This is a genomic window from Roseateles koreensis (assembly GCF_028595305.1).
Taxonomy (GTDB): domain Bacteria; phylum Pseudomonadota; class Gammaproteobacteria; order Burkholderiales; family Burkholderiaceae_C; genus Paucibacter_A; species Paucibacter_A koreensis.
Map to the genome: position 1 here is coordinate 1 of NZ_JAQQXS010000023.1, position 22,925 is coordinate 22,925.

Consider the following 22,925-nt stretch of genomic DNA (forward strand, 5'->3'; position numbering starts at 1 on the left):
AGTCGGGCTACGACATCCGGACGGTGCAGGAGTTGTTGGGCCATGCCGACGTCGCTACCACCATGATCTATACCCATGTCCTGAAGGTGGGCGGCGGGGGCGTGCGCAGTCCGATGGATGTGCTGGCTGCCCGATCAAGCGCCTGAACGCTGCTGTACCAGCCCGCCACAGAGTTGCCCCTCGTTGATGTCGGCTTTGGGCACCTTGCAGTCGGACGCCAATGCCCGGATCGTGCCCAAAGCAGTCGTCGGCCCTGCCGAAACAAGTTGCCGGAAAGCTGTCGCACAACGTTGGAATTGAGGTGCCATGCTGCGGTGAGTCAGCTCGAATTACGGGTTAGGCGGCAACTTCCTTGAACCGAGACACAATGTATTTGACGAACGTTTCATTCCCAGCATACGCGACAAGAGGAATCAATTCTGGGCGCACTTGAGGCCAAAGTACCTCACCTTGTGCCAAGGAGTCTGAGTGACCACGGGAGCAAACCCAACCCGCCATTGGAATGCGGCGGTTTGCGCACATAGATGCCACCTTCTCTGCCACGAGGATGCCGCCGCCGCTGCCCTCAAAGGATAATTCCCCTTTACTTGAGACGTACCACTCGCCCGTGACTCTTGATTCCACTACGAGAACTGCGAGGTGGTAGAAGGTTGTAGGCTGGTCTTCAAGGACGATGTGCACTACGGGATCAATGGTCGCGTTGAGTACAGCCTCAAGCCCAGACTTGATGTGAAACGTTTGAAATAGACGCCTAGCCTCAGCCGGGGCCACCTGCTCCCGATGTATTTGCTCCGAATACTCTGGCAGTTGTTGGTCCGGGAGATTCGGCCACAAGGCGTCGATGAGGCGTGTGATGAAGTTGCCTGCAACGCCCTGCGCTGCACCGTAAAGAAAGTCGAGCATGAATGCCTCCGAATCTGTTGTCGCCCGCCGTAACGGGTCAGGTTGACCAAGGGGTTAGGCAACACCGCGGCTCCAGTTAGGACAACTGCTCCAGGTCTTCCAAAGAACGCAGAGTGGCAGCGTCAACTCGCCGAACGAAGTGAAGCGCAATTCACAAGCCCCCACATTTTTGTCTTCACACCATGCTAGTCTGCCCCTGAACTGAGCCGTTGATGTGGCCGCTTTTGCCGCCGCATGTCAGCCCACCCGCCAGGAGCCATGTCATGACAGAAGACGAAGTGCGTGAGCGTGCATTTGCCATGCCCATCCAGAGTCCGGCATACCCGCCCGGCCCTTACCGTTTCGTCAACCGTGAATACCTGATCATCACGTACCGGACCGACCCCGAGGCTTTGCGCCGCTTGATCCCTGCGCCGCTGGAGTTGGCCGAGCCGGTGGTGAAGTTCGAGTTCATCCGCATGCCGGACTCCACGGGTTTTGGTGATTACACCGAGTCCGGCCAGGTCATCCCGGTGACGCTGAACGGCGAACATGGCGGCTTTGTGTTGTCTATGTTTTTGAATGACCACCCGCCCATTGCGGCTGGGCGCGAGTTGTGGGGGTTCCCGAAAAAACTGGGGAATCCCGAACTGCGAGTTCATACGGACACCTTGATGGGCACGCTGGATTACAGCGACTTCCGCGTTGCCACCGGCACCATGGGCTACAAGCACCAGGCCATGGACCCGGCCAAGGCGCATGCTGCTCTGGCGGCGCCGGCATTCCTGCTCAAAATCATCCCTCATGTGGACGGCACCCCGCGCATCTGCGAGTTGGTGCGCTACAACCTGACCGACATCATCGTCAAGGGTGCCTGGAGCGGCCCCGGCGCCCTCGACCTGCGCGACCACGCGCTAGCCCCCGTGGCTGATTTGCCTGTGTTGGAGGTGCTCTCCACCGTCCACATTCTGGCTGACCTGACCCTGCCGCTGGGCACCGTCGCCCACGACTATCTCACCCGCTAACATCCCATTCACTTTCCTCCTCAAGCCAAGGACTCACGCCAAATGCAACTTAAAGACAAAGTCGCCATCATCACCGGCTCGGCCAGCGGCATCGGCCGGGAAATCGCCCTGGAGTACGCCCGCGAGGGTGCCAAGGTTGTCATCGCCGATCTGTCACTGGAGGCCGCTGCGGCCACCGCGAAAGAGATCACCGAAGCGGGCGGCACGGCCATGCCGGTGGCCATGAATGTGACCGACGAAGCCCAGGTCGATGCCGGCGTGGCCGCCGTCGTTGCGGCCTATGGCGGGGTGGATATCCTGATCAGTAACGCGGGGATCCAGATCATCAGCCCCATCGTGGACTTTAAGCTTGACGACTGGAAGAAGCTGCTGGCCATCCATCTGGACGGGGCTTTCCTGACCACCCGCGCCTGTATGCGCGCCATGATTCAGGGCGGCCGTGGCGGCACCGTGCTGTACATGGGCTCGGTGCATTCCCACGAAGCCTCACCTTTGAAAGCGCCCTATGTGGCGGCCAAGCATGGCCTGATCGGCCTTGCCAAGGTGGTGGCCAAGGAAGGTGCCAAAGACAAGATCCGCGCCAACGTCATCTGCCCCGGCTTTGTACGCACACCCCTGGTGGACAAGCAAATCCCCGAGCAGGCCAAGGCATTTGGCATCAGCGAGGCTGAGGTGATCAAGAACGTGATGCTCAAGGACACCGTGGACGGCGAATTCACCACCACGCAAGATGTGGCCCAAACAGCGATCTTCCTGGCCGCCTTCCCCAGCAATGCCTTGACCGGACAGTCCATCACGGTCAGCCATGGTTGGCATATGCAGTGAACTCAGCACCCAGGTCGTTTGTCTGGGTGCGGTGATGCGGCGCTTCCCAGTGCCGCATCACCGCCTGTTTCAAGACGGGTTGACGTGGTCCTTCATCTTGGGCATGGCGATGGCCAAAGCCGCGCCGCCCAAGGTTTTGATCAGGCCTGAATGCTGGGCGTAAAAGCTCGCCAGTTCATCGGCAATGCCGGGCTGTGCCTGGCGCGTTCTGATCGATGAACCCATGGCATGGATATAAATCAAGGCTGATCTCCCAACGTGCGGGTTCAGCGGCTGGCTGCGGCTTGCGCTTTGATGGCCGCGATGCGCTGCTGGTCTGCTTCCCGACTGGCGCTTACTTTTTGCGCGGCGGGGCGGGCACCGATCATTTGCGCATAGGGCTTCCAATCGATGCCGCCAGCGGTGAGCAGGTCTTCGCCGAGCACGGCTTTGCTGGCCATGGCCACCAGGGGCAGGCTGACCCAGGCGGCGCAATCGGCTTGGGTGAAAGTGTCGCCCCCCACATAAGGCGCAAATTTGGCCAGACGTTTGAACCCGGCGATGTTCTTGGTCAGCAGGGCGCGTACCCGGTCTTGCGTGCCTTGGCTGACCGTTGCGCCGAAAAAGGCCTGCGGATACAGCTCGCGCGCCACCAGTTCAAGGTGCAGTTCAATGAAGGTGACGATCTCCTTCAGCTTGGCGGCCTGGAAGGGATCGGCGGGCACCAGGGCCGGTTGGGGGTAGGCGGCCTCCAGATAGTCGGCGATGACTTGGCTTTCACACAACGACCCTGCATCCGTGTGAATGAAGGGCACTTTGCCCAAAGGGCTGGCGTTCAGTACCGCCTCGTCGCTGGACTTGGTCATCACCAGTTCTTCTTCGAAGGGGATGCCTTTTTCCAGCAAGATCAGCTTGACCTTGTTGTAGTAGTTGGAAAGGGCAAAGCCGCAGAGTTTGATCGTCATAAGGGGGCTCCAAGTAGGGTGGGGGAAGTCTAAGCGTGAGTGCTGACGAGGGGGTTCACCAAGGCGACAGTGCCGGGCGCTGGCGTGCTGGTTCGGCCGTCAGCGGGCCGTGCTGCGTCGCTGAAGCATCAGCAGCAGGCCGGCACACAGGCCCCCCGCCACCGCGCCGCTCAGGTGCGCGAAGGGCGCCACCGGAATATCCCAGCCGGCGACGGTGCGCATGGGCGTGCCCAGCGGCACCTCGCTCCACAACTTGATGGCGAGCCCCAGCGTCACTGCGAGGCCAATGCGCCGCTGGCGGGCAGAGTGAGTGGTTTGGACAGCCGGGCCAAACACCAATTCCACCAGCACCACGGCCACGCCAGCATGCAGGTAGCCCGACAGCCCGCCGTAGTGCAGCAGATCGGGTTTGAGCAGCAAGCCCCATTGGGTGAGCGGCCAAGCCAGCAGATAGGCCCCCACGGCGCGCAGCGGCACGCGTGCCGCCCAGCCAAACCAAGCCACTACGGCGCAGGCGCCCAGATTGGCCTGCAGGTGTTGCCGGCTCCAGTGCACGAAGACGGCGCTCCAGGCCCGCCAGGGTTCGGCGCCGGCCAGCGCAGGTTGCCAATCCCAGCGTGAGGAGGGTTGCAGCCACACCAGCAGCGTGCCCGCAATCAGCAGCGCGCCCAGGCCGAGCCAAGCCCATCCGCCATAGGGATGGCCGAGCCGGTGTGCGGGGCGCGGGCGGGCAGCGCCGCTCAAGGAAATACGGCCCGCCACAAGGCCAGCACGGCGTCACGGTGCGGGATCAGCCCAAGCCGGGCAAGCGTCTCGGGGTCGACCGCGGTGGGTTCTTCATTCAAGCGTGCGCGGTGTTGGGCGCGGCGCAACTCGCGGTAGGCATCCGCCGCGTGACGGCCCACCTCAGCGGGCAGCAGGCCCGCCTCTTCAGCGCGTTGTAGCAAGGCGATGACGCCCAAATTTGGCGTTAACGCCGGATGTGCGCCCGCATGTGCCAAGATCAGGTATTGCAGCGCAAATTCGGCGTCCATCATGCCGCCCGGGCTGTGCTTCAGGTCGAACTGGCCGGCCCGTTGCGGATGGGCGCTGCGCACTTTGTCGCGCATGGTCTGCACTTCAAGGCGCAGGGCGGCTTGATCGCGCTCGGCGGTCAGCACTTGCCGGCGTACCTCGTCGAAGCCCGCAATCAACCCGGCGTCGCCTGCGCACCAGCGTGCCCGCGTGATGGCCTGATGCTCCCAGGTCCAGGCGGTGTTGCTGCCCCGGCCGGTCTGGTATTTTTGAAAACTGGCCAGCGAGGTGACCAGCAGGCCGGAGTTGCCATTGGGCCGCAGCGCCGTGTCAATGTCGAAGAGCCCGCCGGCCGAGGTGCGCACCGTCAGCCACATGATCAGTTTGCGCACAAAGGCGCCGTAGATGTCGGGTGCGTTGTCGTCGTCGTCATCGAACAAGAACACCACGTCCAGGTCGCCGCCGTAGCCCAGCTCTTTGCCGCCGAGCTTGCCGTAGGCAATCACTGCAAATCGCGGGCTGGGGCGGTGCGCCTGCTTCAGCCGTGCCCAGGCCCAGCGTATGGTGCATTGCAAGATAGCGTCGGCCAGCGCGGAGAGATCGTCCGCCACCTGCTCCACGGTGATCTTTTGTTCCACATCGCGTACCAGGGTGCGAAAAACTTCGGACTGATGCGCGCGCCGCAGGCTGTCCAGCAGCGCCTCTTCATGGGCCTCGCCACTGCGCTCCCAGGCCTCGAAACGGTCTTGCATGTCCTGCACAAAGGCGGGGCCGTCGAAGCGCTCGTTCAGCAGCCGCGTGTCAGCCAATTCGTCAATCACCCCGGGGTGTTGCATCAGGTAGCGCATGGGCCAGCGCGCCAGGCCCAAGAGGCGCAACAGACGGGTTTGTACGGCGGGCCGCTCCACCAGCAGGGCGAGGTAGCTTTCGCGCCGCAGCAGGGGTTCCACCCAGTCGATGAAGCGCTGGGCTGCGTCCATGGTGCAGGCCTCGTCGCGCACTGCCAGTGCCGCACGGCCTATCAATTTGGCCAAGCGCAGACGCGATTCTTCGCGCAGGTTTTGCACCTTTTCCTGCGCGGCCCAGCGGCGCACCACGCTGGCCAGCTCGGGCTGCAGCTTGGCCAAAAATTCTTCGCTGTCCACGCTCAGGGGTGGGCCACCGCAACCTTTGCAGCCGCCCTTGTTGCCGGGGCTGTTGCCGTCGTGCAGCAGGGCGTCGAACTCGTTGGCGACGATCTCGCGCACTTCGCACAATTTGTCGAGCAGCTCGCAGGCCTCGCGTTGGCAGCGCAGGCCCATGCTGAGGGCGATCCAGCGCAGATCGTCGTCGCCGGCGGGCAGGCAGTGGGTTTGCTGGTCGTCCAGGAACTGGATGCGGTGCTCCACCCGGCGCAAAAAGACATAGGCGTCGGCGAGTTGCGTGGCGGTGTCGCGCTTCATCAGGCCGCCGGTGGCCAGCCGGTCGAGCGCCTTGAGTGTGGAGCGGGTGCGGATCTCTGGAAACTGGCCGCCGCGCACCACTTGCAGCAGTTGTACCGTGAATTCAATTTCGCGGATGCCGCCACGCGAGAGCTTGACGTCGTTAGCGCGCTCGGGCCGGCCGGCGGCGCGGCGCTGGGCTTCGTCGCGAATCTTGCGGTGCAATTGCCGCAGGCCTTCGAACACGCCGTAATCCAGATACTTGCGGTAAACGAACGGTGCCACCAAAGCGCGCAGGGCGAGCGCACGCTGGTTGGTGAGCGTCGGCTGCGGCGCCACTACCCGGCTCTTGAGCCAGGCAAAGCGCTCCCATTCTCGGCCCTGCACCAGAAAATACTCCTCCAGCATGGCCAGGCTGACCGCCGCCGGGCCAGAGTTGCCATTGGGACGTAACGCCAGATCAACACGAAACACTTGGCCGTCGTCCGTGATTTCGCCAATCAACGCATAGAGGCGCTTGGCCACGCTGGCGAAGTACTCGTGCGCGCTCACGGCGTTGCGACCGCCCTCCACGCCGTCGGTCTGGCCTTCATCCTCATAGACATAGATCAGGTCGATGTCAGAGGAGACATTGAGTTCGCGGGCACCCAGCTTGCCCATGCCCAACACCCAGAACTCGATCACCTCGCCCTGCGCATTGCGGGGGGCGCCGTTCACGGCGTCTTGCTCGGCGCGGGCGGCGGCCAGCGCCAAGCAAAGCGTCACTTCGGCCAAATGCGTCATGGCGACGGTGACGTGCTCCATCGGTGCGCCGGCTTCGATGTCGAGCACCGCCAAGCGCTCCAGCACCAGATGGCGGGCAATCCGCATGGCGCAGGCCAAAGGCCGCCCCTGGGCTTGCAGCGCGAGGATCAGCTGCTCAATGCCGGCCCGCTCGGGCAAACCGGCTGCCAGCAGGCCTAACTCGTCGGCATAGCGGCGGCGCACGCGTTGCACAAAGCGGCTGTGCGAGGCCTGGGCAAGGGGGGTGGTGGCGTGGGGCAGGGCGTCTGTCATGATGTGAAGCAGGGTGGCGAGCAGGCAAAGAGTGGGTAAATGTCATGCCCGGTGCAGGTTCGGGCTCCATGGGCTGTGCTAGATTCCCCCCGGCATGGCTTTGGCCTGCGCGCGGCAGCTCCAGCTCAGCGGATTCATGACAATTACGACCCCAGTCTCCACGGTGAGCGCTTCCCTTCGATGTCTCTTCTTGCCAAGCTGAACGCCAGTGCCGCCCGTTGGTGCAGAACACCCATGCGGCTGGCCCTGCGCGTGGCGCGTTGGGCGCTGGGGCTTACCCTGCTGCTTTGGGCCTTGTTGCTGGCGGCTTGGCTGGTCTTGCATTGGGCAATTCTGCCGCACATCGATGATTGGCGCGGCACGCTCGAAAGAAGGGCCTCCGAACGGCTGGGTGTTCAATTGCGCATTGGGCAAATCAGTGTCAGTTCAGGGGGCTGGATTCCCGCCGTCGAGATGCGGCAGGTGGTGTTTCTCGACCCGCAGGGGCGGGAGGCTTTGCGGCTGCCCCGGGTGGCTGCGGCCTTGTCGGCGCGCTCGCTGCTGGCGATGGAGTTGCGCTTTGAGCAATTGCTGATCGATGCGCCGCAGCTGGTGGTGCGCCGCGATGCGCAGGGCCGCATCTTCCTGGCGGGGCTGAGCATGGAGTCGGCCAACACGCCGGAAACCGCCGACCTGGCCGGTGCCTGGGCCGACTGGTTGCTGGTGCAGCATGAATTTGTCATTTTGAATGGCCGGGTCCGCTGGATCGATGAGCGCCGCGCCGCGCCGCCGCTGGAGCTGTCTTCTCTCAATTTGGTGCTGCGCAACAGCCTGCATAGCCATGCCATGCGGCTGGATGCCACCCCGCCTCCCGAGTGGGGGCAACGCTTCTCCTTGCAGGGGCGATTCACGCAGCCCTTGCTAAAAAGGGCGGGCGAGTTCAAGTCTTGGAGCGGCCAGCTTTATATGGATTTGCCCCAGGCCGATTTGCGCCACCTGCGCCGCCATGTCAATCTGCCCTTTGAGTTGAGCGACGGCGACGGCGCGTTGCGCGCCTGGGCCGAGATCAAAAATGGCCGCCCCCAATCGGTGACCGCAGACATCGGCCTGCGCTTGGTCAAACTGCGTCTGGCCGCCAAAGCAGAGATGCTTGAACTGGCGCGTGTGGAAGGGCGGTTGCAACTCCAGCAGCAACACGACGAGCTGGCGCTGACCGCCACCCAGCTGGGTTTTGTCAGCGGCGATGGGGTGGAGTGGCCCCGGTCAGACTGGCGCATCGCCTTGCAACTGCCGGCGCCGGCTCAGGTGCGGGGCGGCGTCGAGCCGGCGGGCAGCAGCCCTTTCAACACCGATCTCAGCGCGCCCCTGGGTGGCAGTTTGCAGGCGCAGCGGTTGGACTTTGCCCTGATGGCGCAACTGGCGCAGCGCTTGCCTGTGGGGGAAGCCGCGCGCGGCTGGTTGCGCTCGGTTGCGCCGCAAGGCGTGTTGCGCGATTTGAATGCCAGTTGGCAGGGGCCGCTGGACGCGCCCACCCGTTATCGCGTCAAGGGTGCGATCGATGGTTTGAGCCTCGCCGCCGGGCCGGTGGCTGAGGGCGCTGCCCCCGGGGTCGGCCGACCCGGGGTTCAAGGTGCCAGCCTGCAGGTGGACGCCAGCGAGCGGGGCGGCCGGGCGAGCCTGAACGTGAGCGACGGCGCCTTGATACTGCCCGGCGTGCTGGAGGAGGCCACCGTACCCTTGAGTCGCCTCAGCACGAACCTGGACTGGCGCATCAACTCGGTGGCCGGCAAGCCGGATCAATTGGAGGTGCATGTCGGTGACTTGAGACTGGCCACGCCCGACGCGCAGGGCGAATTCAATGCTGTCTGGCGCAGTGGTGTGGGCGGCGCCAAGCCGGCGGACGCCCGCTTTCCCGGCAGCCTGGAGCTGAGTGGCTCGGTCGACCGTATGGCGGCCAATCGGGTGCGCGCCTATCTGCCCTTGTCCGTGGGCGAGGCCACGCGCAGTTATTTGCTGAATGCACTGCGCAGCGGCGAGGCGCGCAACACGCAAATACGCTTGCGAGGGGCTTTGCAAGACTTCCCCTTCGATGGCGGGCGTCCGGGCGTATTTCGCATCAGCACGCAGGCACACGACGTCGAGTTTGCCTACGCGTCGCCTGAGCCGGTGGACGAGGGGCAGGCGCCCCCAGCCCATAGTTGGCCAGCCCTGCAGCATACGCACGCAGAGTTGATCTTCGAGCGCAACAGCCTGTTCTTCAAGAACGGCCATGCGCAGGTGCTGGGTTATGAGCTCAGCGGCGTGAATGGCGGCATCAAGGATCTGGCCCACGCACGGGTGCTGGAGCTGGAGGGAAGTGGCCGTGGGCCGACCGCCGAGCTGCTGCGTTACCTCCACATGAGCTCGCTGGAGGAGTGGACGGGCGGCGCGCTCAGCCAGGCGCAGGCCACCGGCCCCTCCACGCTCAAGCTAGCGCTCAAGCTGCCCTTGCTGGCGCTGGAGCGCAATCAGATCAAGGGCACCGTGCAGTTGATGGGTAACGAGCTGCGCATCCGCCCTGAAATCCCGCTCTTGAGCAATACGCGCGGCAAGATCGAATTCGACCAGCAAAGCGTCAAGGTGAGCGGCGGGCAGGCGCGTGCGCTGGGCGGGGATTTGAGTCTTGAAGGTGGGTCTTTGTCGGGCGGTGGCCTGGCCTTCACAGTACAAGGGCAAGCCAGCGCTGAAGGTCTGCGGCGCGCTGCAGAATTGGGGGCTTTGGCCCGCCTGGCGCAGTCCGCCAGCGGACAGGCGACTTACCGCTTGCAATTGGGCGTCAATCAAGGCCGTGCCGACCTCAACCTGAACAGCAATCTGCAGGGCTTGGCGTTGGATCTGCCCGCGCCTTTGCACAAAGACGCAGACATGGTGCTGCCCCTGCATTTGCAACTCACCAATAACGGCCAAGCTTCACGTGATGAATTGCGCCTGGAGTTGGGCGGCACGCTGCAGGCCTACTTCCTGCGCGACACCAGCACGGCGCAGCCGCGCGTTCTGCGTGGCGCCATCGGCGTGCAAGACAAATTGCCGCCCCTGCCCACCAGTGGTGTGCATCTGGCAGCCACCTTTGACGCGCTGAATCTGGATGCCTGGAATGTTGCGGCGCAGAAGCTCTCGAGCGGCGGTGCGGGCCTTGGCGCCCCCACAACCACCGCTGGTGCTGATCCCGGCAGCAGCTACCTGCCGCAGCAAATCAATCTGCGTGCGCTGCACCTGCATCTGGCGGGACGCAGCATGAGCCATGTGGTGGCGAACATCAGCCGCGTGGGCGGCGTGGAGGGGGAGGGCTGGCGCTTCGGCCTGGATGCCGACCAGCTTAGCGGTTTGATTGAGGTGCGCGGTGGTGCTGCGGGGCAAGCAAGTGCGCCGGGCCGGGTGTTTGCTCGATTGAGCCGCCTCTCGTTGCCCAAGCAAGAGGTGGACTCGGTCACTCAGTTGCTGGATCAGGGCAGTGGTGACGTGCACGGCGGCAGGCCGGCAGGCAGCGTGCCGGCCTTGGACGTGGTGATCGACGACTTCGAGTTGCGTGGGAAGCGTCTGGGGCGTTTGGAGGTGCAGGCGCAAGCCAACGGGCCGCAGCGCGATTGGCGCCTGACCAAGCTGCAGATCAAGTCGCCCGACGCGGTGCTGAACGCCACCGGGCATTGGCTGGCTGAGCCCGCGTTCTCGCAGCGGCGAACGCAGCTGGACTGGCAACTCGACGTGCTGGATGCCGGCGCGATGCTCGACCGCATGGGTGAGGGCAAGGTGCTGCGCGGCGGCAAGGGGCAAATGGTGGGGCAATTGGGTTGGCTGGGCTCGCCGCTCTCGCCCGACTTTGCCACCATGAACGGGCAGTTGAAGTTGACCTTGGCTTCAGGCCAATTCCTGAACGCGGAGCCGGGTGTTGGGCGCCTGCTTGGGGTGTTGAGCCTGCAGTCGCTGCCGCGCCGTTTCCTGTTGGATTTCCGCGATGTGTTTTCGGAGGGGTTCACCTTTGACGGCGTGGGCGGCGACGTGACGATTGAGCACGGCGTGGCCAGCAGTAACAATCTGCGCATGCGCGGCTTGCAGGCCACGGTGGCGGTTGAAGGTCAGGCCGATCTGGCGGCGGAAACCCAGAACCTGCACGTGCTGGTGGTGCCCGAGGTCAGCATGGGCGGTGCCTCACTGGCCTATGCTGCCATCAACCCGGCCGTGGGTTTGGGGGCTTTTCTGGCCCAATGGGTGTTGAGCCGCCCCATGGCGGTGGCCGGGACACGGCAATTCCACATCACCGGCAGTTGGGTGGACCCCAAGGTCGAAAAAGTCGAAAAACTTGATGCACCGGACAAGTCTGCCAGCGCACCAGCATTGCCGGAGAGTTCGGGTAAAAATTAAATATCGGGGCGGTTGTGGCCGATTGCGGCGGCAGCTGTTCAAGCTTCAAAGTAGGGGACCTTATGAAAGTTGCAGCCATCCAGATGGTGTCCACGCCAGACCCGGTCCATAACGCTGAGCGCGCACGGTACTGGCTCCATGAGGCCGCGGCGCAAGGCGTTCAATTGGCAGCCTTGCCGGAGTACTTCTGCTTGATGGGGCAGCAAGACAGCGACAAACTCGCGATTGCCGAAACGGCCGCCGACACCACCGCCCCCCTGCAGCGCATGTTGAGCGAGACGGCGGCGGCACTGGGCCTGTGGCTCATTGGCGGCACTCTGCCGCTGCGCGCTGCCACGCCGGAGCGCGTGCGCAATGCGACCTGCGTGTACGCGCCGGATGGCCACCTGGCTGCGCGCTACGACAAGATCCATTTGTTCCGTTTTGACAATGGCCGCGAAAGCTATGACGAAGCACGGGTGCTGGAGGCGGGGGAGCAGCCCTGCACTTTTGTGGCGCCGATCTCCGCCACGGCAGAGCATGCGGCGTTTGATTTGAAAGTGGGTTTGAGCGTGTGCTACGACCTGCGCTTCCCGGAGTTGTACCGCGCCATGAGCTTCTCCGGCGACCAAGTGCCCTGTGATTTGTTCGCGGTACCTGCCGCCTTCACCTACACCACAGGGCAGGCGCACTGGGAGTTGCTATTGCGCGCACGAGCGATCGAAAACCAAGCCTTTGTCATCGCACCGGCGCAGGGCGGCCTGCATCAGAATGGCCGCAGAACCTGGGGGCACAGCATGATTGTCGACCCCTGGGGCGATGTGCTGGCCTGCCTGCCCGAGGGCGAGGGGCTGGCGGTGGCAACCCTGGACATGGCGCGCTTGCGCGCCGTGCGTCAGCAGTTGCCGGCACTCCAGCACCGCCGCCTGTGATCGAGGGCCACGCCCCCCGAACCGAAGGATTGTGGACATGAAAATTGTTGCTAATGCCGCCCCTCTGCTGACCGCTGCCGCGCTGCTGGCCTTGGTGGGCTGCGGCACGCCGGCCGATTCACCCGGCATGCGCTTGAGTGCGGTCGAGTCGCTGCAGATGCGCGCCTGGGTGCCCGAGGCCTTGAAGTACCAGATGGTGTTGGAGTCTGTCACCGGCGGGCAACCGACCGGGCGGTTCTGGGGCGCAAAAATCAGCAATGCCTCGCTGCAGGAGGCTCTCTCGGAGTCCCTGCATTCGCTGGGCCTGCTGTCCAACACACCGGGGGTTGGGCGTTATTTGTTGAGCGTCAATCTGGTGGCGCTGGACCAACCACTGTTCGCCCTCAATATGAAGGTGTCTGTGGTGATGGACTACACGTTGATCGACAAGAACGCTGGCGACAAAGTGGTGTACCAGCGCCGCTTGCGGAGTTTGCACACGGTGCAATTCTTGGACAGCATGGTCGACCCCAATGAGCGCACCCGCCAGGCCAGCGAAGAAGCCGTGCACCAAAACGTGACAACGATGGTGCGCGAGTTGATGGAAATGAACTGGCCCGCTTGATCAGCGGCGCCCGAACATCATCCCCTGGGCCAAGGCCCGCTTGAGGGGCGGCAAGGCCTGCAAGGCGGCCAAGGCCAGGCCGCGTGCAGCCGGCAAGCCGGGCCAGCGCCAGGCGAAGCTGCGCGCCAGAAAATCGGTGGCGGCAATCATGCTCCAGCGGTCGGGTGCGCGGCTCCATTCCACTTGCTTCAATGCCTTCTGAATCAGGTCGGCTTTGGCGGTTTGCCCAGCGCCCTCAGCGGCGGCCTGGACTGTGCGGCGCAGCGCCTCTACCAGTGCAAAGGCGTCGCGCAGGCCGAGGTTGAGGCCTTGGCCGGCCACTGGATGCAAGGTTTGCGCAGCGTTGCCGATGCGCACGGTGCAGGCCTCCACAAGGGTGCGCTCAGCGTTCAAGCCCAGTGCAAAGCATTTCAGCGGGCTGATGCCTTGCAGCGGGCCCACGGTGGCGGGCAAGAGGCTTTGCAGCACGGCCAGGCGCTGCGCATCGCTCAAGTTGGCGATGTCGTCTTCGGCCTGTGGCACACACCAGACCAAGGCGGCCCGGCGCTGCGCGGGCTGACCTTGAATCTGCACGGGGCGCAGCGGCAACAGGGCCAGCGGGCCATTGCGGGTGAAGCGCTCGTAGGCCGTGCTGGCGGGGCTGTCGGCGCTCAGGCTTACGGTGCCGACCCAGGCGTTTTGGGCGTAGTCATGCGCAATCGCTTTGCGGGCCTGGTCTGCAAATACGCCGCCTTCCGCAATGACCGCCAGGTCAAACACCTCGGCAATTTCGGCATCCACTTCGACGCGCGTGCCTTGGTCGACCGGCTTCACGGCCTTCACCGGCGTGCCAAAGCGATGGCTCAGGCGCGCCGGTTCTTGCGCCACACGGGCCTGCCACGCCGCTTGCAAAGGGGCCACCAACTGCCCGTAGCTGAGCACCGCGCCCAGTTGGCTCACGCCTTGCTCGGCCGCGCTGATATGAACCTGCGGCTCCATGCCGGGGCCGAAAACGGGGTGGCTCAAGGTGGGCGGCGCCTGGCTGACATGCACTTGCAAGATGGCCTGGGCCTGCGCGTCGTCCCACACCCGCAGGCGGCGCAGCAATTGCACGCTGCCCAAGGACAAAGCCAAGGTGCGCGGGTCGCCCGAGACATCGTGCGACAAGGGGCGGGCGTCGAACAAGCTGATGTGCGCCTTGGGCAGCCATTGCGCGGCCAGCAAAGCGAGTGTGAGCCCAGCCGGGCCGGCCCCGACGATGGCCAGATAGAGGTCGTCTGCGGTGGTGGCGCTGGAGTCGTGCAAGGAGAACATGGCGGTCGGTGTGCGGCGAGGCAGCGGTGCGGGTTACAGATGAACGGGTGGCAGCAGGATTTTCGCGCATCGATTACGCTTGCCCACTTTATTTGTGGCCGAGCTTTTATCCGGGCTCGGCTATCCACCTTGCTGAAGGACTACTTCCATGCAATACCGTCGTTTGGGTCGCAGCGGCCTGCAAGTCTCTGAACTGTCGTTGGGCTCCTGGATCACGTATCACAACCAGGTCGGTACGTCGGCGGCCATTGAAATGCTGGCTCAGGCGGGCGACGCTGGCGTCAACTTTTTCGACAACGCCGAGGGCTATGCAGCCGGACAAAGTGAAGTGGTGATGGGCGAGGCCTTCAAGGCGCTGAAGTGGCCGCGCCTGAATTACGTGGTCTCGACCAAGTTTTACTGGGGCCTGTCGCGAGAGGGCAATACCGTCAATCGCAAAGACACGTTGAACCGTAAATACCTGATGCAGGCCATCGATGGCTCGCTCCAGCGCATGCAGCTGGATTTCATCGATTTGGTTTACTGCCACCGTCCCGATCCGTTCACGCCCATCGAAGAAACGGTGCGTGCCATGAGTGACATGATCACGCAGGGCAAAGCGCTGTATTGGGGTACCAGCGAGTGGTCGGCCGCTGAAATCCGTGCGGCCTGGGACATTGCTGAGCGCCATCATTTGCACAAGCCGGTGATGGAGCAGCCGCAGTACAACTTGTTCCACCGCCAGCGGGTCGAGCAAGAATATGCGCGCCTTTATGAAGACATCGGCCTGGGCTTGACCACTTGGAGCCCTTTGGCCTCGGGCCTTTTGACCGGCAAGTACAAGAATGGCAGCGCCCCCGCGGGCAGCCGTGGTGCCATGGAGAGCCTGGCCTTTCTGCGCGACGGTTTGCTGGATCCGGCGCGCAACGCGGCGGTTGCGCAGTTGGAAGGTATTGCCGCTGAGTTGGGCGGTAATGTGGCCCAACTGGCCATCGCCTGGGTCAACAAGAATCCTCACGTGTCCACGGTGATCCTGGGTGCCAGCAAGGCGGCGCAGTTGGCCGACAACCTCGGCGCACTGGCCCTGACCCCCAAGCTCACGCCCGAGGTGCTGGCTCGCATCGACGCCATGACCCAAGGACTGGTTCGTTGATTTGACGGCTTCGGCTCAAGCGGCCGGGCCCTGCAGCGCCGCCCAGCGTTCGGGCGTGCCCACATCCACCCAGGTGCCCAGGTACAGCTCGGCACCCAGGGCTTGGCGGGCGATGCTTTGCTCGAGGCTGGGGCGCAGGGCGGCTTTGCGCCCAGGCTCCAGCGACTCGAACATGCGGCGCTTGAACAAGCCTACGCTGGCCCAGGTGTAGCGCGGCTGCGCGCTGGTGCAGGCCAGGCCTTGCGGTGTGATGCCGAAGTCGCCCTGGGGGTGATGCGGGCTGTTCGGGGCCAGCCACAGCTGGGCGTCCAGCGGGCCTTGCGCAAAGGCCTTGGCGCGCGCCGGGTCGAAGCGAAAATCGGGCAGGTATACATCCCCCGACACCACCCAGAAGGCTTCGTCGCCATCGGCACATAACGTTTCCAGCGCACGGCGTATGCCGCCCGCTGTTTCCAGCGCGCCGCCCGGCTCGGCGCTTTCGTCGCTGTAGTGCAGGCGCAGGCCGGGCGTTTGGGTGAAGCGGCTGCCGTCGCCCAACTGCTGGACAAACTGCGGCGCCAGCCAGGCGGTGTTGATGACGATGTCGCGCACGCCGCCGGCAGCCAGCGCCTCGATATGCCATTCGATCAAAGGGCGGCCCCGCACGGGCAGCAGCGGTTTGGGGCAGTGGTCGGTGAGCGGCCGCATGCGCTCGCCGCGCCCGGCCGCGAGAATGATGGCTCGCATGGCTGTCAGTGTAGGCGGGCCGGCGAATTGGCAGGGTAGGTGGCCGGCAGGCTTGTCGCGCTCGGCGCTCAGCTCAGGCTCGGCCCCAGTCCGAGCGGGCTCGGTAGCGCGGCCAGAATTTTTTGCACCAGCGCGGCATAGTCTTCATGCGGCGCGTGGCCGGAGAGCGGGTCTTGATTGGCGGCGAAGGCCTCGTCCATTTCGGCCCAGTCGGCGGGCGACAGCATTTGCAGCGCCAGGGGCAGGATTTCGCGCTCCTCGGTTTCCATGTGCTGCAGATAGCATTTCACATAGTGCCGGGCTTGCGTCTCGAATGCATCACGGCGGGCCTCGCCCATCATCTCAAATGCCAGCAGCGCATGCTCCAACTCGCGCACGGCGTGCTCACCGCGGCGGTGGTCTTCGTCCAGGCGGTCCAGCACGCCGCGGATTTCAGGCGCCCGCGCCCGTAGTTTGGGGAACAACAGCAGGCTCTCCTTGGGGTGGTGGAGCCGCTCGGGAAATTCGTCCACATAGAACAGCATGGCACGCAGCGCCGCAAAGTCTGGCAGAGTTTGATGGCGCCGTTGTTCCGCCAATAACAGCGGAATTGAGCGCAGCATGGCCGCCAAGGCGCTGTGTTCGTCTCGAATGATTTTGAGGGCCAGCGGCGTGGCTTGGGCGGATTCAATGCGCATTTTTTGTCTCCCGGGCGAGGCTAGAGATTGCCAGATTGCTGGCGCGGTGCCTTGTTCCAAATCAAGTCTGCATGCCTGGGGATGAGGCTTGAAAAACAGGCCGCTACGTACCACCCCACAGGTCAAGCAGCGGGCCGATTGAAAGGTCGATTAGCAGGCCGATTAACAGACCAATTGGGTATCGCTCCGCAGCCAAGTAAAATCATGGGTTACTTCTTCACTCAACCTCGTGACGCTCATGGCAACAAACGCTGCAAGCAATTCCACCCTGATGGCTAACGCCATCCGTGCACTGGCCATGGACGCCGTGCAGCAAGCCAACTCCGGGCACCCCGGCGCCCCCATGGGCATGGCCGATATCGCTGTTGCGCTGTGGGGCCGCCACCTGCGCCATAACCCCACCAATCCACAGTGGGCTGACCGCGACCGTTTCGTGCTGAGCAACGGCCACGGCTCGATGCTGATCTATGCGCTGCTGCACCTGAGCGGCTACGACCTGCCTTTGGCTGAGCTGAAGAATTTCCGTCAGCTGCACAGCAAGACCCCGGGCCACCCGGAAGTGGGCATCACCCCCGGCGTTGAAACCACCACCGGTCCGCTGGGCCAGGGCATCACCAATGCCGTGGGCTTGGCGCTGGCCGAGAAGATGCTGGCCAAGGAATTCAATATCGACGCGCACAAGATCGTCGATCACCACACCTACGCCTTCCTGGGTGACGGCTGCCTGATGGAGGGCATCAGCCACGAGGCCTGCTCGCTGGCCGGTGCCTGGAAGCTGAACAAGCTGATCGCCATTTATGACGACAACGGGATCTCCATCGACGGCCAAGTCGCCCCTTGGTTTGCCGACAACACGGCCCAGCGTTTCCAGGCCTACGGCTGGAACGTGATCGGCCCGGTGGACGGCCATGATGTCGACGCTGTTGACGCCGCCATTGCCCAAGCCAAGACGAGCACCGACAAGCCCTCGCTGGTGATCGCTAAGACGCACATCGGCAAAGGTTCGCCCAACCGCGCCAACACGGCCAAGGCCCACGGCGAGCCCCTGGGTAACGACGAAATCAAGCTGACCCGCGAAGCCATCGGCTGGGCGCATGAGCCCTTCGTCATTCCCGCCGAGGTGTACGCCGATTGGGATGCCAAGACGGCCGGCGCTGCGGCTGAAGCCGCCTGGGACGAGCGTTTTGACGCCTACGCCGCTGCGCACCCCGAACTGGCTGCCGAGTTCCAACGCCGCATGGCCGGCGTGCTGCCCGCCAACTTCGCACAAACCGCGGTGGATGCCGTGGTGGCCGCCCACACCAAGGGCGAGACCGTCGCCAGCCGCAAGGCCAGCCAATTGGCGCTGGAAGCTTTCACTGCCGCTGTGCCGGAGTTGCTGGGCGGCTCGGCCGACCTGACCGGCTCCAACCTGACCAACACCAAGTCGACACCGGCCTTCCGCGTTGAGACTGACGGCTCCTCCAACGGTGGCCGCCACATCAACTACGGCGTACGCGAGTTCGGCATGGCCGCCATCATGAACGGCGTGGCCCTGCACGGCGGCTACATCCCCTACGGTGGCACCTTCCTGACCTTCAGCGACTACAGCCGCAACGCCATCCGCATGGCGGCGCTGATGAAGCAGCGCGTGATTCACGTGTTCACGCACGACTCCATCGGCCTGGGTGAAGACGGCCCGACCCACCAATCCATCGAGCACGTGGCCTCGCTGCGCCTGATCCCGGGCCTGGACGTGTGGCGCCCGGCGGACACCACCGAAACCGTGGTCGCCTGGACCATGGCCATCGGCAACGCCACGCGCCCCAGCGTGCTGGCCCTGAGCCGCCAGAACCTGCCCTACGCCCCCAAGAGCGCGGTGGAAGACATCAGCAAGGGCGGCTACATCCTGAGCGAGCCGGCCGAGGTTGGCCTGAAGAAGAAGGCCAAGGGCGTCATCATCGCCACCGGCTCCGAAGTGCAACTGGCCTTGCATGCGCAAGCCTCGCTGGCCGCGCAAGGCATCCCGGTGCGCGTGGTGTCCATGCCTTGCACCAGTGTGTTCGACCGCCAAGACGCCAAGTACAAGAAGTCTGTGCTGCCCGAAGGCCTGCCCCGCGTTGCGGTGGAAATGGGCGTTACGGACGGCTGGTGGAAGTACGGCTGCGCGGCCGTCGTCGGCATCGATACCTACGGCGAATCGGCCCCCGCGCCGGTGCTGTTCAAGCACTTTGGCTTCACGCCCGAGAACGTGGTCGACACTGTCAAGGTGGCATTGGGTGTGGCCAAGCTGAAGAGCAAGAAGCGCTGATCGTCGACGCCTTTTCGCGTCTTACAGAGGGCTGCCTGGAGAGGATTTAAACTCCCAGGTTCCCCGGATTCCCATTGCTTGACTGACCCACAGGAGTATTTGTCCATGACGATCAAAATCGGTATCAACGGCTTCGGCCGCATCGGCCGTATGGTGTTTCGCGCTGCCATCGCCAACTTCAAGGAAATTGAAGTGGTCGGCATCAACGACTTGCTGGAGCCTGATTACCTGGCCTACATGCTCAAGTACGACTCGGTGCATGGCAAGTTCGACGGTGAAGTCTCGGTGGACGGCAACACTTTGGTCGTCAACGGCAAGAAGATCCGCCTGACGCAAGAGCGCGATCCCGCCAACCTGAAGTGGAACGATGTCGGCGCCGACATCGTGATCGAAGCCACTGGCCTGTTCCTGGACAAAGCCAGCGGTGAAAAGCACCTGACGGCTGGCGCCAAGAAGGTGGTGTTCTCCGCGCCTTCCAAGGACGACACACCGATGTTCGTCTTCGGTGTCAATCACCAGACCTACGCCGGCCAAGCCATCATCTCCAACGCTTCGTGTACCACCAACTGCCTGGCCCCGCTGGCCAAGGTGCTGAACGACAAGTGGGGCATCAAGCGCGGCCTGATGACGACGGTGCACGCGGCCACCGCCACGCAAAAAACCGTGGACGGCCCGAGCAACAAAGACTGGCGCGGTGGCCGCGGCATTCTGGAAAACATCATTCCTTCGAGCACGGGCGCAGCCAAGGCCGTGGGCGTGGTGATTCCTGAGTTGAACAAGAAGCTGACGGGCATGAGCTTCCGCGTGCCGACCTCCGACGTGTCGGTGGTTGACCTGACCGTGGAGCTGAACAGCGAAGCCTCGTACAAAGAGATCTGCGCCGAATTCAAGGCCCAGTCTGAGGGCGCGCTGAAGGGCGTGCTGGGCTACACCGAAGAGAAGGTAGTGGCCACCGACTTCCGCGGCGACGCCCGCACCTCCATCTTCGACGCCGACGCCGGCATCGCCCTGGACTCTACCTTCGTCAAGCTGGTCGCCTGGTACGACAACGAGTGGGGTTATTCCAACAAGGTGCTCGAAATGGTGCGCGTGATCGCCAAGTAATCGCGTCAAGACTGACATCCGCGCGGCGGCGGCAATGCGCCGCGTCTATGGCCTCTCCCGCAGGGTGAGGCCATTTTTTTACCCGCATTTTTGGTAAAGGGCGGGGTTGGGCGTTGGTTTTTGCCACGCTGTCACGGTGTTTTCATGGCTTGCTCATGCGCACAGGATTTGAATTTTTTGATTCGCCTTGGCCCGCCTTGTTTATGTGTCGGGTTTGAAAAAAACAGACTTTTGCTTAGCGCTTCTTAACGGACCAACAGCGGGGTGGCCTTCTAAACTGGTGGGGTCCCATGCTCCTTTTTTCGGATTCCGCCGCCATGAAGCATTTATCCCGTCCTTTCAGCCGCCTGTTGGGCTTGTCCGGTCTTGCGGCCTTGCTGCTGGGTGGCGGGCCTTTGCTGCCCCTCCATTCGGCGCAGGCTGCGAGTTCGAATCTCACGGCAAGCACGGCTGTGGACGCGCAAGCGCGTGTCATCGTGCGCTTCAAAAGCACGGCGGCGAGTGTGCGGGCCAAAGCACTGTCGGCCAGCTCAGACACCGCCACTGTGCAATCGGTGGCCCAGACCCGGGTCACGGCGCTGGCGCAGCGCACCGGCTTGAGCAGCGCCTTGGCGGCTGGGCTGACGGCGCGGCGCAGCCTGGACGAGCGCACCCATGTGGTAACCGCCAGCGGCATGAGTTCTGCGGCCCTGGTGGCCAAGCTGGCACTGGACAGTGAGGTGGAATTGGTGGCCGAAGACCATCTGCGCCGCCATACCACGGTGACGCCCAACGACACCCTGTACGCGGGCAATGGCGGCGTGGCGCCGGTCTCGGGCAATGGCTCGGCCAACGGCCAGTGGTACCTCAAGACACCCACCAGCGCGGTGGTGTCCAGCATCGATGCGCCCGCCGCCTGGGGCATCACCACCGGGGTGCCGACCGTGGTGGTGGCGGTGCTTGACACCGGCATCCGCTTCGATCACCCGGATCTGGCTGGGCAGTTCATCAGCAACTCCGCTTTTGCTTCGGGTTATGTCGGAGCAGACATGGTGGGCTGGCAAAGTGGCGACAGCTATGGCTTGGCCATGGCCAACAAGTCGGCCTTTACGCCCACGGATGCCACCGATCCGGGCGACTGGGTCAGCCAGGCGGACATCACCGCCGGTACGTTGGGTTCGGGCTGCACCAGCTCAGACATTGGCGACAGCTCGTGGCATGGCACGCGCACCGCGGGTTTGATCGCGGCGGCCAGTAACAATAGCGCGGGCATTTCGGGCACCGCCTGGGGCGTCAAGCTCGTGCCGGTGCGGGTGCTGGGAAAATGCGGAGGCTATGACTCCGACATCATCGCCGGCATGAAATGGGCGGTGGGTATTGCGGTGTCAGGGCTGCCGACCAACCCCAACCCCGCCAAGGTTTTGAACATGAGCCTGGGCGGCACCGGCACTTGCTCAACCTCCAACTCCACGGGCCAGTTGTACCTGGACGCCATCAGCCAAGTCACCGCGAAGGGTGCCAGCATCGTGGCTGCGGCGGGCAATAGCGAAGGCACGGCGGTGGGCATTCCCGGCAATTGTGCGGGCGTGATTGCGGTGGCAGCCTTGCGCCACGTGGGCACCAAGGTGGGCTTTTCCAGCTTGGGCCCGGAGGTGACGATTGCCGCACCGGGCGGCAACTGCGTCAACTCGACCGGGGCCTGCCTCTACACCATGCTGAGCACCACCAACAGCGGCACCACCACGCCGGTGGCGGCAGACGCGGCCTATACCAACAACACCGACTCGGTGGGCACCAGCTTCTCCGCGCCCATCACGGCCGGCACAGTGGCCTTGATGTTCTCGGCCAATTCAAACCTCACCCCGGCTCAGGTGCAAACCTTGGTGAAAAGTTCGGCGCGCAGCTTTGTGACCAGCGGCGGCACGGCGGGCATCGCCCAGTGCCATGCCCCCACCAGCACCGTACAGGATGAGTGTTATTGCACCACCAGCACTTGCGGTGCGGGCATGCTGGACGCCGGCGCGGCGGTGACGGCAGCACAGAACGCCAACACCGCCACCACGGCCCAGACCATCACCTTTGCGGCCCTGGGCAGCCAGACCTTGAACAACTCGCCGCTGACGCTCAGCGCCACGGCCAGTTCGAGCCTGGCGGTGACGTACACGGCTTCGCCGCCCAGCGTTTGCACGGTCAGCGGCACTTCGCTGACGTTGGTGGCGGTGGGCACTTGCGCGGTCACGGCCCATCAGGCGGGCAACACGGTGTATGTCGCCGCCACCCCGGTGACGCAGAGCTTTGCGGTGAGCCAGGCCACGCAGACCATCACTTTTACCTCGCCGGGTGCGCAAACCTTGGGCACGACACCGGCGGCGCTGGTCGCCAGTGCCAGCTCGGGCTTGGCGGTGAGCCTGAGCTCGTCCACGGCGGCAGTGTGCACGGTCAGCGGCACGACGCTGACGCTGGTGAGCGCGGGTACCTGCACCCTCACCGCCACCCAGGCGGGCAATACCAGCTACGCGGCAGCAACGCCGGTGACTGTGACCGTGACCGTGTCCGCTGCGCCCGCAAGCAGCAAGGGCGGTGGCGCGGCGGGCGGCGTGTGGGTGGCGCTGCTGGGGTTGGCGGCGTTTGTGCTGCGCCGGGGGCGCGGCATGGCCGTTTGATC

The 22,925-nt window shown here is 64.1% G+C and carries 18 protein-coding genes; 10 read left to right on the forward strand and 8 right to left on the reverse strand.

Going from position 1 to position 22,925, the window contains the following annotated elements; translation table 11 throughout:
* Positions 1–146 (forward strand): tyrosine-type recombinase/integrase (locus PRZ01_RS18625; protein WP_273598400.1); only part of this gene is annotated, 146 nt, incomplete at its 5' end.
* Positions 147–336: 190 nt separating this feature from the next.
* Here the strand turns inward: PRZ01_RS18625 and PRZ01_RS18630 are convergent.
* Positions 337–903: a hypothetical protein gene (locus tag PRZ01_RS18630; RefSeq protein WP_273598349.1), complete on the reverse strand. Its 567-nt coding sequence runs from the start codon at positions 901–903 to the stop codon at positions 337–339.
* A gap of 263 nt (positions 904–1,166) precedes the next feature.
* Here PRZ01_RS18630 and PRZ01_RS18635 point away from each other — a divergent pair, with 263 nt between their 5' ends.
* Together PRZ01_RS18635 and PRZ01_RS18640 are read left to right on the forward strand one after the other, a co-directional pair.
* Complete coding sequence (locus tag PRZ01_RS18635; protein WP_273598350.1) at positions 1,167–1,907, forward strand: acetoacetate decarboxylase; 741 nt, start codon at positions 1,167–1,169, stop codon at positions 1,905–1,907.
* A gap of 42 nt (positions 1,908–1,949) precedes the next feature.
* Positions 1,950–2,732: a 3-hydroxybutyrate dehydrogenase gene (locus PRZ01_RS18640; RefSeq protein WP_273598351.1), complete on the forward strand. Its 783-nt coding sequence runs from the start codon at positions 1,950–1,952 to the stop codon at positions 2,730–2,732.
* A 69-nt stretch (positions 2,733–2,801) separates the two neighbouring features.
* Here PRZ01_RS18640 and PRZ01_RS18645 read toward each other — a convergent pair whose 3' ends face one another.
* From PRZ01_RS18645 to glnE, 4 genes are all read right to left on the reverse strand, one after another.
* Complete coding sequence (locus PRZ01_RS18645) at positions 2,802–2,957, reverse strand: hypothetical protein (protein ID WP_273598352.1); 156 nt, start codon at positions 2,955–2,957, stop codon at positions 2,802–2,804.
* Between the two features lie 41 nt (positions 2,958–2,998).
* Entirely contained in the window at positions 2,999–3,676 is a 678-nt protein-coding gene (locus tag PRZ01_RS18650; protein ID WP_273598353.1) for a glutathione S-transferase family protein, read from the reverse strand.
* 99 nt (positions 3,677–3,775) lie between these two features.
* Positions 3,776–4,420 (reverse strand): rhombosortase, encoded by a 645-nt coding sequence (gene rrtA / locus PRZ01_RS18655; protein WP_273598354.1) that lies wholly within the window; start codon positions 4,418–4,420, stop codon positions 3,776–3,778.
* Positions 4,417–7,167, reverse strand: coding sequence for a bifunctional [glutamate--ammonia ligase]-adenylyl-L-tyrosine phosphorylase/[glutamate--ammonia-ligase] adenylyltransferase (glnE, locus tag PRZ01_RS18660; protein WP_273598355.1), 2,751 nt, complete (start codon positions 7,165–7,167; stop codon positions 4,417–4,419). Before glnE ends, rrtA begins: the two co-directional genes overlap by 4 nt.
* 180 nt (positions 7,168–7,347) lie before the next feature.
* On the opposite strand from glnE, the gene PRZ01_RS18665 reads away from it, so the two are divergent.
* The 3 genes from PRZ01_RS18665 (at position 7,348) to PRZ01_RS18675 (ending at position 13,059) form a co-directional block, all read left to right on the forward strand.
* Positions 7,348–11,544, forward strand: coding sequence for a YhdP family protein (locus PRZ01_RS18665; protein WP_273598356.1), 4,197 nt, complete (start codon positions 7,348–7,350; stop codon positions 11,542–11,544).
* Positions 11,545–11,606: 62 nt separating this feature from the next.
* The gene (locus PRZ01_RS18670) at positions 11,607–12,455 is read left to right on the forward strand and encodes a carbon-nitrogen hydrolase family protein (protein WP_273598357.1); all 849 of its coding nucleotides are present in this window, start codon (positions 11,607–11,609) and stop codon (positions 12,453–12,455) included.
* Positions 12,456–12,492: 37 nt separating this feature from the next.
* Entirely contained in the window at positions 12,493–13,059 is a 567-nt protein-coding gene (locus tag PRZ01_RS18675) for a hypothetical protein (RefSeq protein ID WP_273598358.1), read from the forward strand.
* Here the strand turns inward: PRZ01_RS18675 and PRZ01_RS18680 are convergent, their stop codons facing one another.
* Positions 13,060–14,352, reverse strand: a complete 1,293-nt coding sequence (locus tag PRZ01_RS18680) for a Rossmann-fold NAD(P)-binding domain-containing protein (RefSeq protein ID WP_273598359.1) — start codon at positions 14,350–14,352, stop codon at positions 13,060–13,062.
* Positions 14,353–14,500: 148 nt separating this feature from the next.
* Between PRZ01_RS18680 and PRZ01_RS18685 the strand changes: the two genes are divergently transcribed.
* The gene (locus PRZ01_RS18685; protein ID WP_273598360.1) at positions 14,501–15,484 is read left to right on the forward strand and encodes a potassium channel beta subunit family protein; all 984 of its coding nucleotides are present in this window, start codon (positions 14,501–14,503) and stop codon (positions 15,482–15,484) included.
* A 15-nt stretch (positions 15,485–15,499) separates the two neighbouring features.
* Here the strand turns inward: PRZ01_RS18685 and PRZ01_RS18690 are convergent, their stop codons facing one another.
* On the reverse strand, positions 15,500–16,210 hold the full coding sequence (locus PRZ01_RS18690) for a nucleotidyltransferase family protein (protein ID WP_273598361.1): 711 nt from the start codon (positions 16,208–16,210) through the stop codon (positions 15,500–15,502).
* Positions 16,211–16,278: 68 nt separating this feature from the next.
* On the reverse strand, positions 16,279–16,887 hold the full coding sequence (locus tag PRZ01_RS18695) for a hemerythrin domain-containing protein (protein WP_273598362.1): 609 nt from the start codon (positions 16,885–16,887) through the stop codon (positions 16,279–16,281).
* 238 nt (positions 16,888–17,125) lie between these two features.
* Here PRZ01_RS18695 and tkt point away from each other — a divergent pair, with 238 nt between their 5' ends.
* From tkt to PRZ01_RS18710, 3 genes are all read left to right on the forward strand, one after another.
* On the forward strand, positions 17,126–19,177 hold the full coding sequence (gene tkt / locus PRZ01_RS18700; protein ID WP_273598363.1) for a transketolase: 2,052 nt from the start codon (positions 17,126–17,128) through the stop codon (positions 19,175–19,177).
* A 105-nt stretch (positions 19,178–19,282) separates the two neighbouring features.
* Positions 19,283–20,281, forward strand: coding sequence for a type I glyceraldehyde-3-phosphate dehydrogenase (gene gap / locus PRZ01_RS18705; RefSeq protein WP_273598364.1), 999 nt, complete (start codon positions 19,283–19,285; stop codon positions 20,279–20,281).
* A 317-nt stretch (positions 20,282–20,598) separates the two neighbouring features.
* The gene (locus tag PRZ01_RS18710; protein WP_273598365.1) at positions 20,599–22,923 is read left to right on the forward strand and encodes a S8 family serine peptidase; all 2,325 of its coding nucleotides are present in this window, start codon (positions 20,599–20,601) and stop codon (positions 22,921–22,923) included.
* The last annotated feature ends 2 nt before the right edge of the window (positions 22,924–22,925 follow it).

Excerpts from the sequence above, each read along its gene's own strand:
- PRZ01_RS18690 (WP_273598361.1), bottom strand. The coding sequence starts at position 16,210 with ATGCGAGCCATCATTCTCGCGGCCGGGCGCGGCGAGCGCATGCGGCCG.
- PRZ01_RS18675 (WP_273598358.1), top strand. The coding sequence starts at position 12,493 with ATGAAAATTGTTGCTAATGCCGCCCCTCTGCTGACCGCTGCCGCGCTG.
- tkt (WP_273598363.1), top strand. The coding sequence starts at position 17,126 with ATGGCAACAAACGCTGCAAGCAATTCCACCCTGATGGCTAACGCCATC.
- PRZ01_RS18640 (WP_273598351.1), top strand. The coding sequence starts at position 1,950 with ATGCAACTTAAAGACAAAGTCGCCATCATCACCGGCTCGGCCAGCGGC.
- PRZ01_RS18650 (WP_273598353.1), bottom strand. The coding sequence starts at position 3,676 with ATGACGATCAAACTCTGCGGCTTTGCCCTTTCCAACTACTACAACAAG.
- PRZ01_RS18645 (WP_273598352.1), bottom strand. The coding sequence starts at position 2,957 with ATGGGTTCATCGATCAGAACGCGCCAGGCACAGCCCGGCATTGCCGAT.
- glnE (WP_273598355.1), bottom strand. The coding sequence starts at position 7,167 with ATGACAGACGCCCTGCCCCACGCCACCACCCCCCTTGCCCAGGCCTCG.
- PRZ01_RS18710 (WP_273598365.1), top strand. The coding sequence starts at position 20,599 with ATGAAGCATTTATCCCGTCCTTTCAGCCGCCTGTTGGGCTTGTCCGGT.
- gap (WP_273598364.1), top strand. The coding sequence starts at position 19,283 with ATGACGATCAAAATCGGTATCAACGGCTTCGGCCGCATCGGCCGTATG.
- PRZ01_RS18665 (WP_273598356.1), top strand. The coding sequence starts at position 7,348 with ATGTCTCTTCTTGCCAAGCTGAACGCCAGTGCCGCCCGTTGGTGCAGA.
- PRZ01_RS18680 (WP_273598359.1), bottom strand. The coding sequence starts at position 14,352 with ATGTTCTCCTTGCACGACTCCAGCGCCACCACCGCAGACGACCTCTAT.
- PRZ01_RS18695 (WP_273598362.1), bottom strand. The coding sequence starts at position 16,887 with ATGCGCATTGAATCCGCCCAAGCCACGCCGCTGGCCCTCAAAATCATT.
- PRZ01_RS18630 (WP_273598349.1), bottom strand. The coding sequence starts at position 903 with ATGCTCGACTTTCTTTACGGTGCAGCGCAGGGCGTTGCAGGCAACTTC.
- PRZ01_RS18685 (WP_273598360.1), top strand. The coding sequence starts at position 14,501 with ATGCAATACCGTCGTTTGGGTCGCAGCGGCCTGCAAGTCTCTGAACTG.
- PRZ01_RS18635 (WP_273598350.1), top strand. The coding sequence starts at position 1,167 with ATGACAGAAGACGAAGTGCGTGAGCGTGCATTTGCCATGCCCATCCAG.
- PRZ01_RS18670 (WP_273598357.1), top strand. The coding sequence starts at position 11,607 with ATGAAAGTTGCAGCCATCCAGATGGTGTCCACGCCAGACCCGGTCCAT.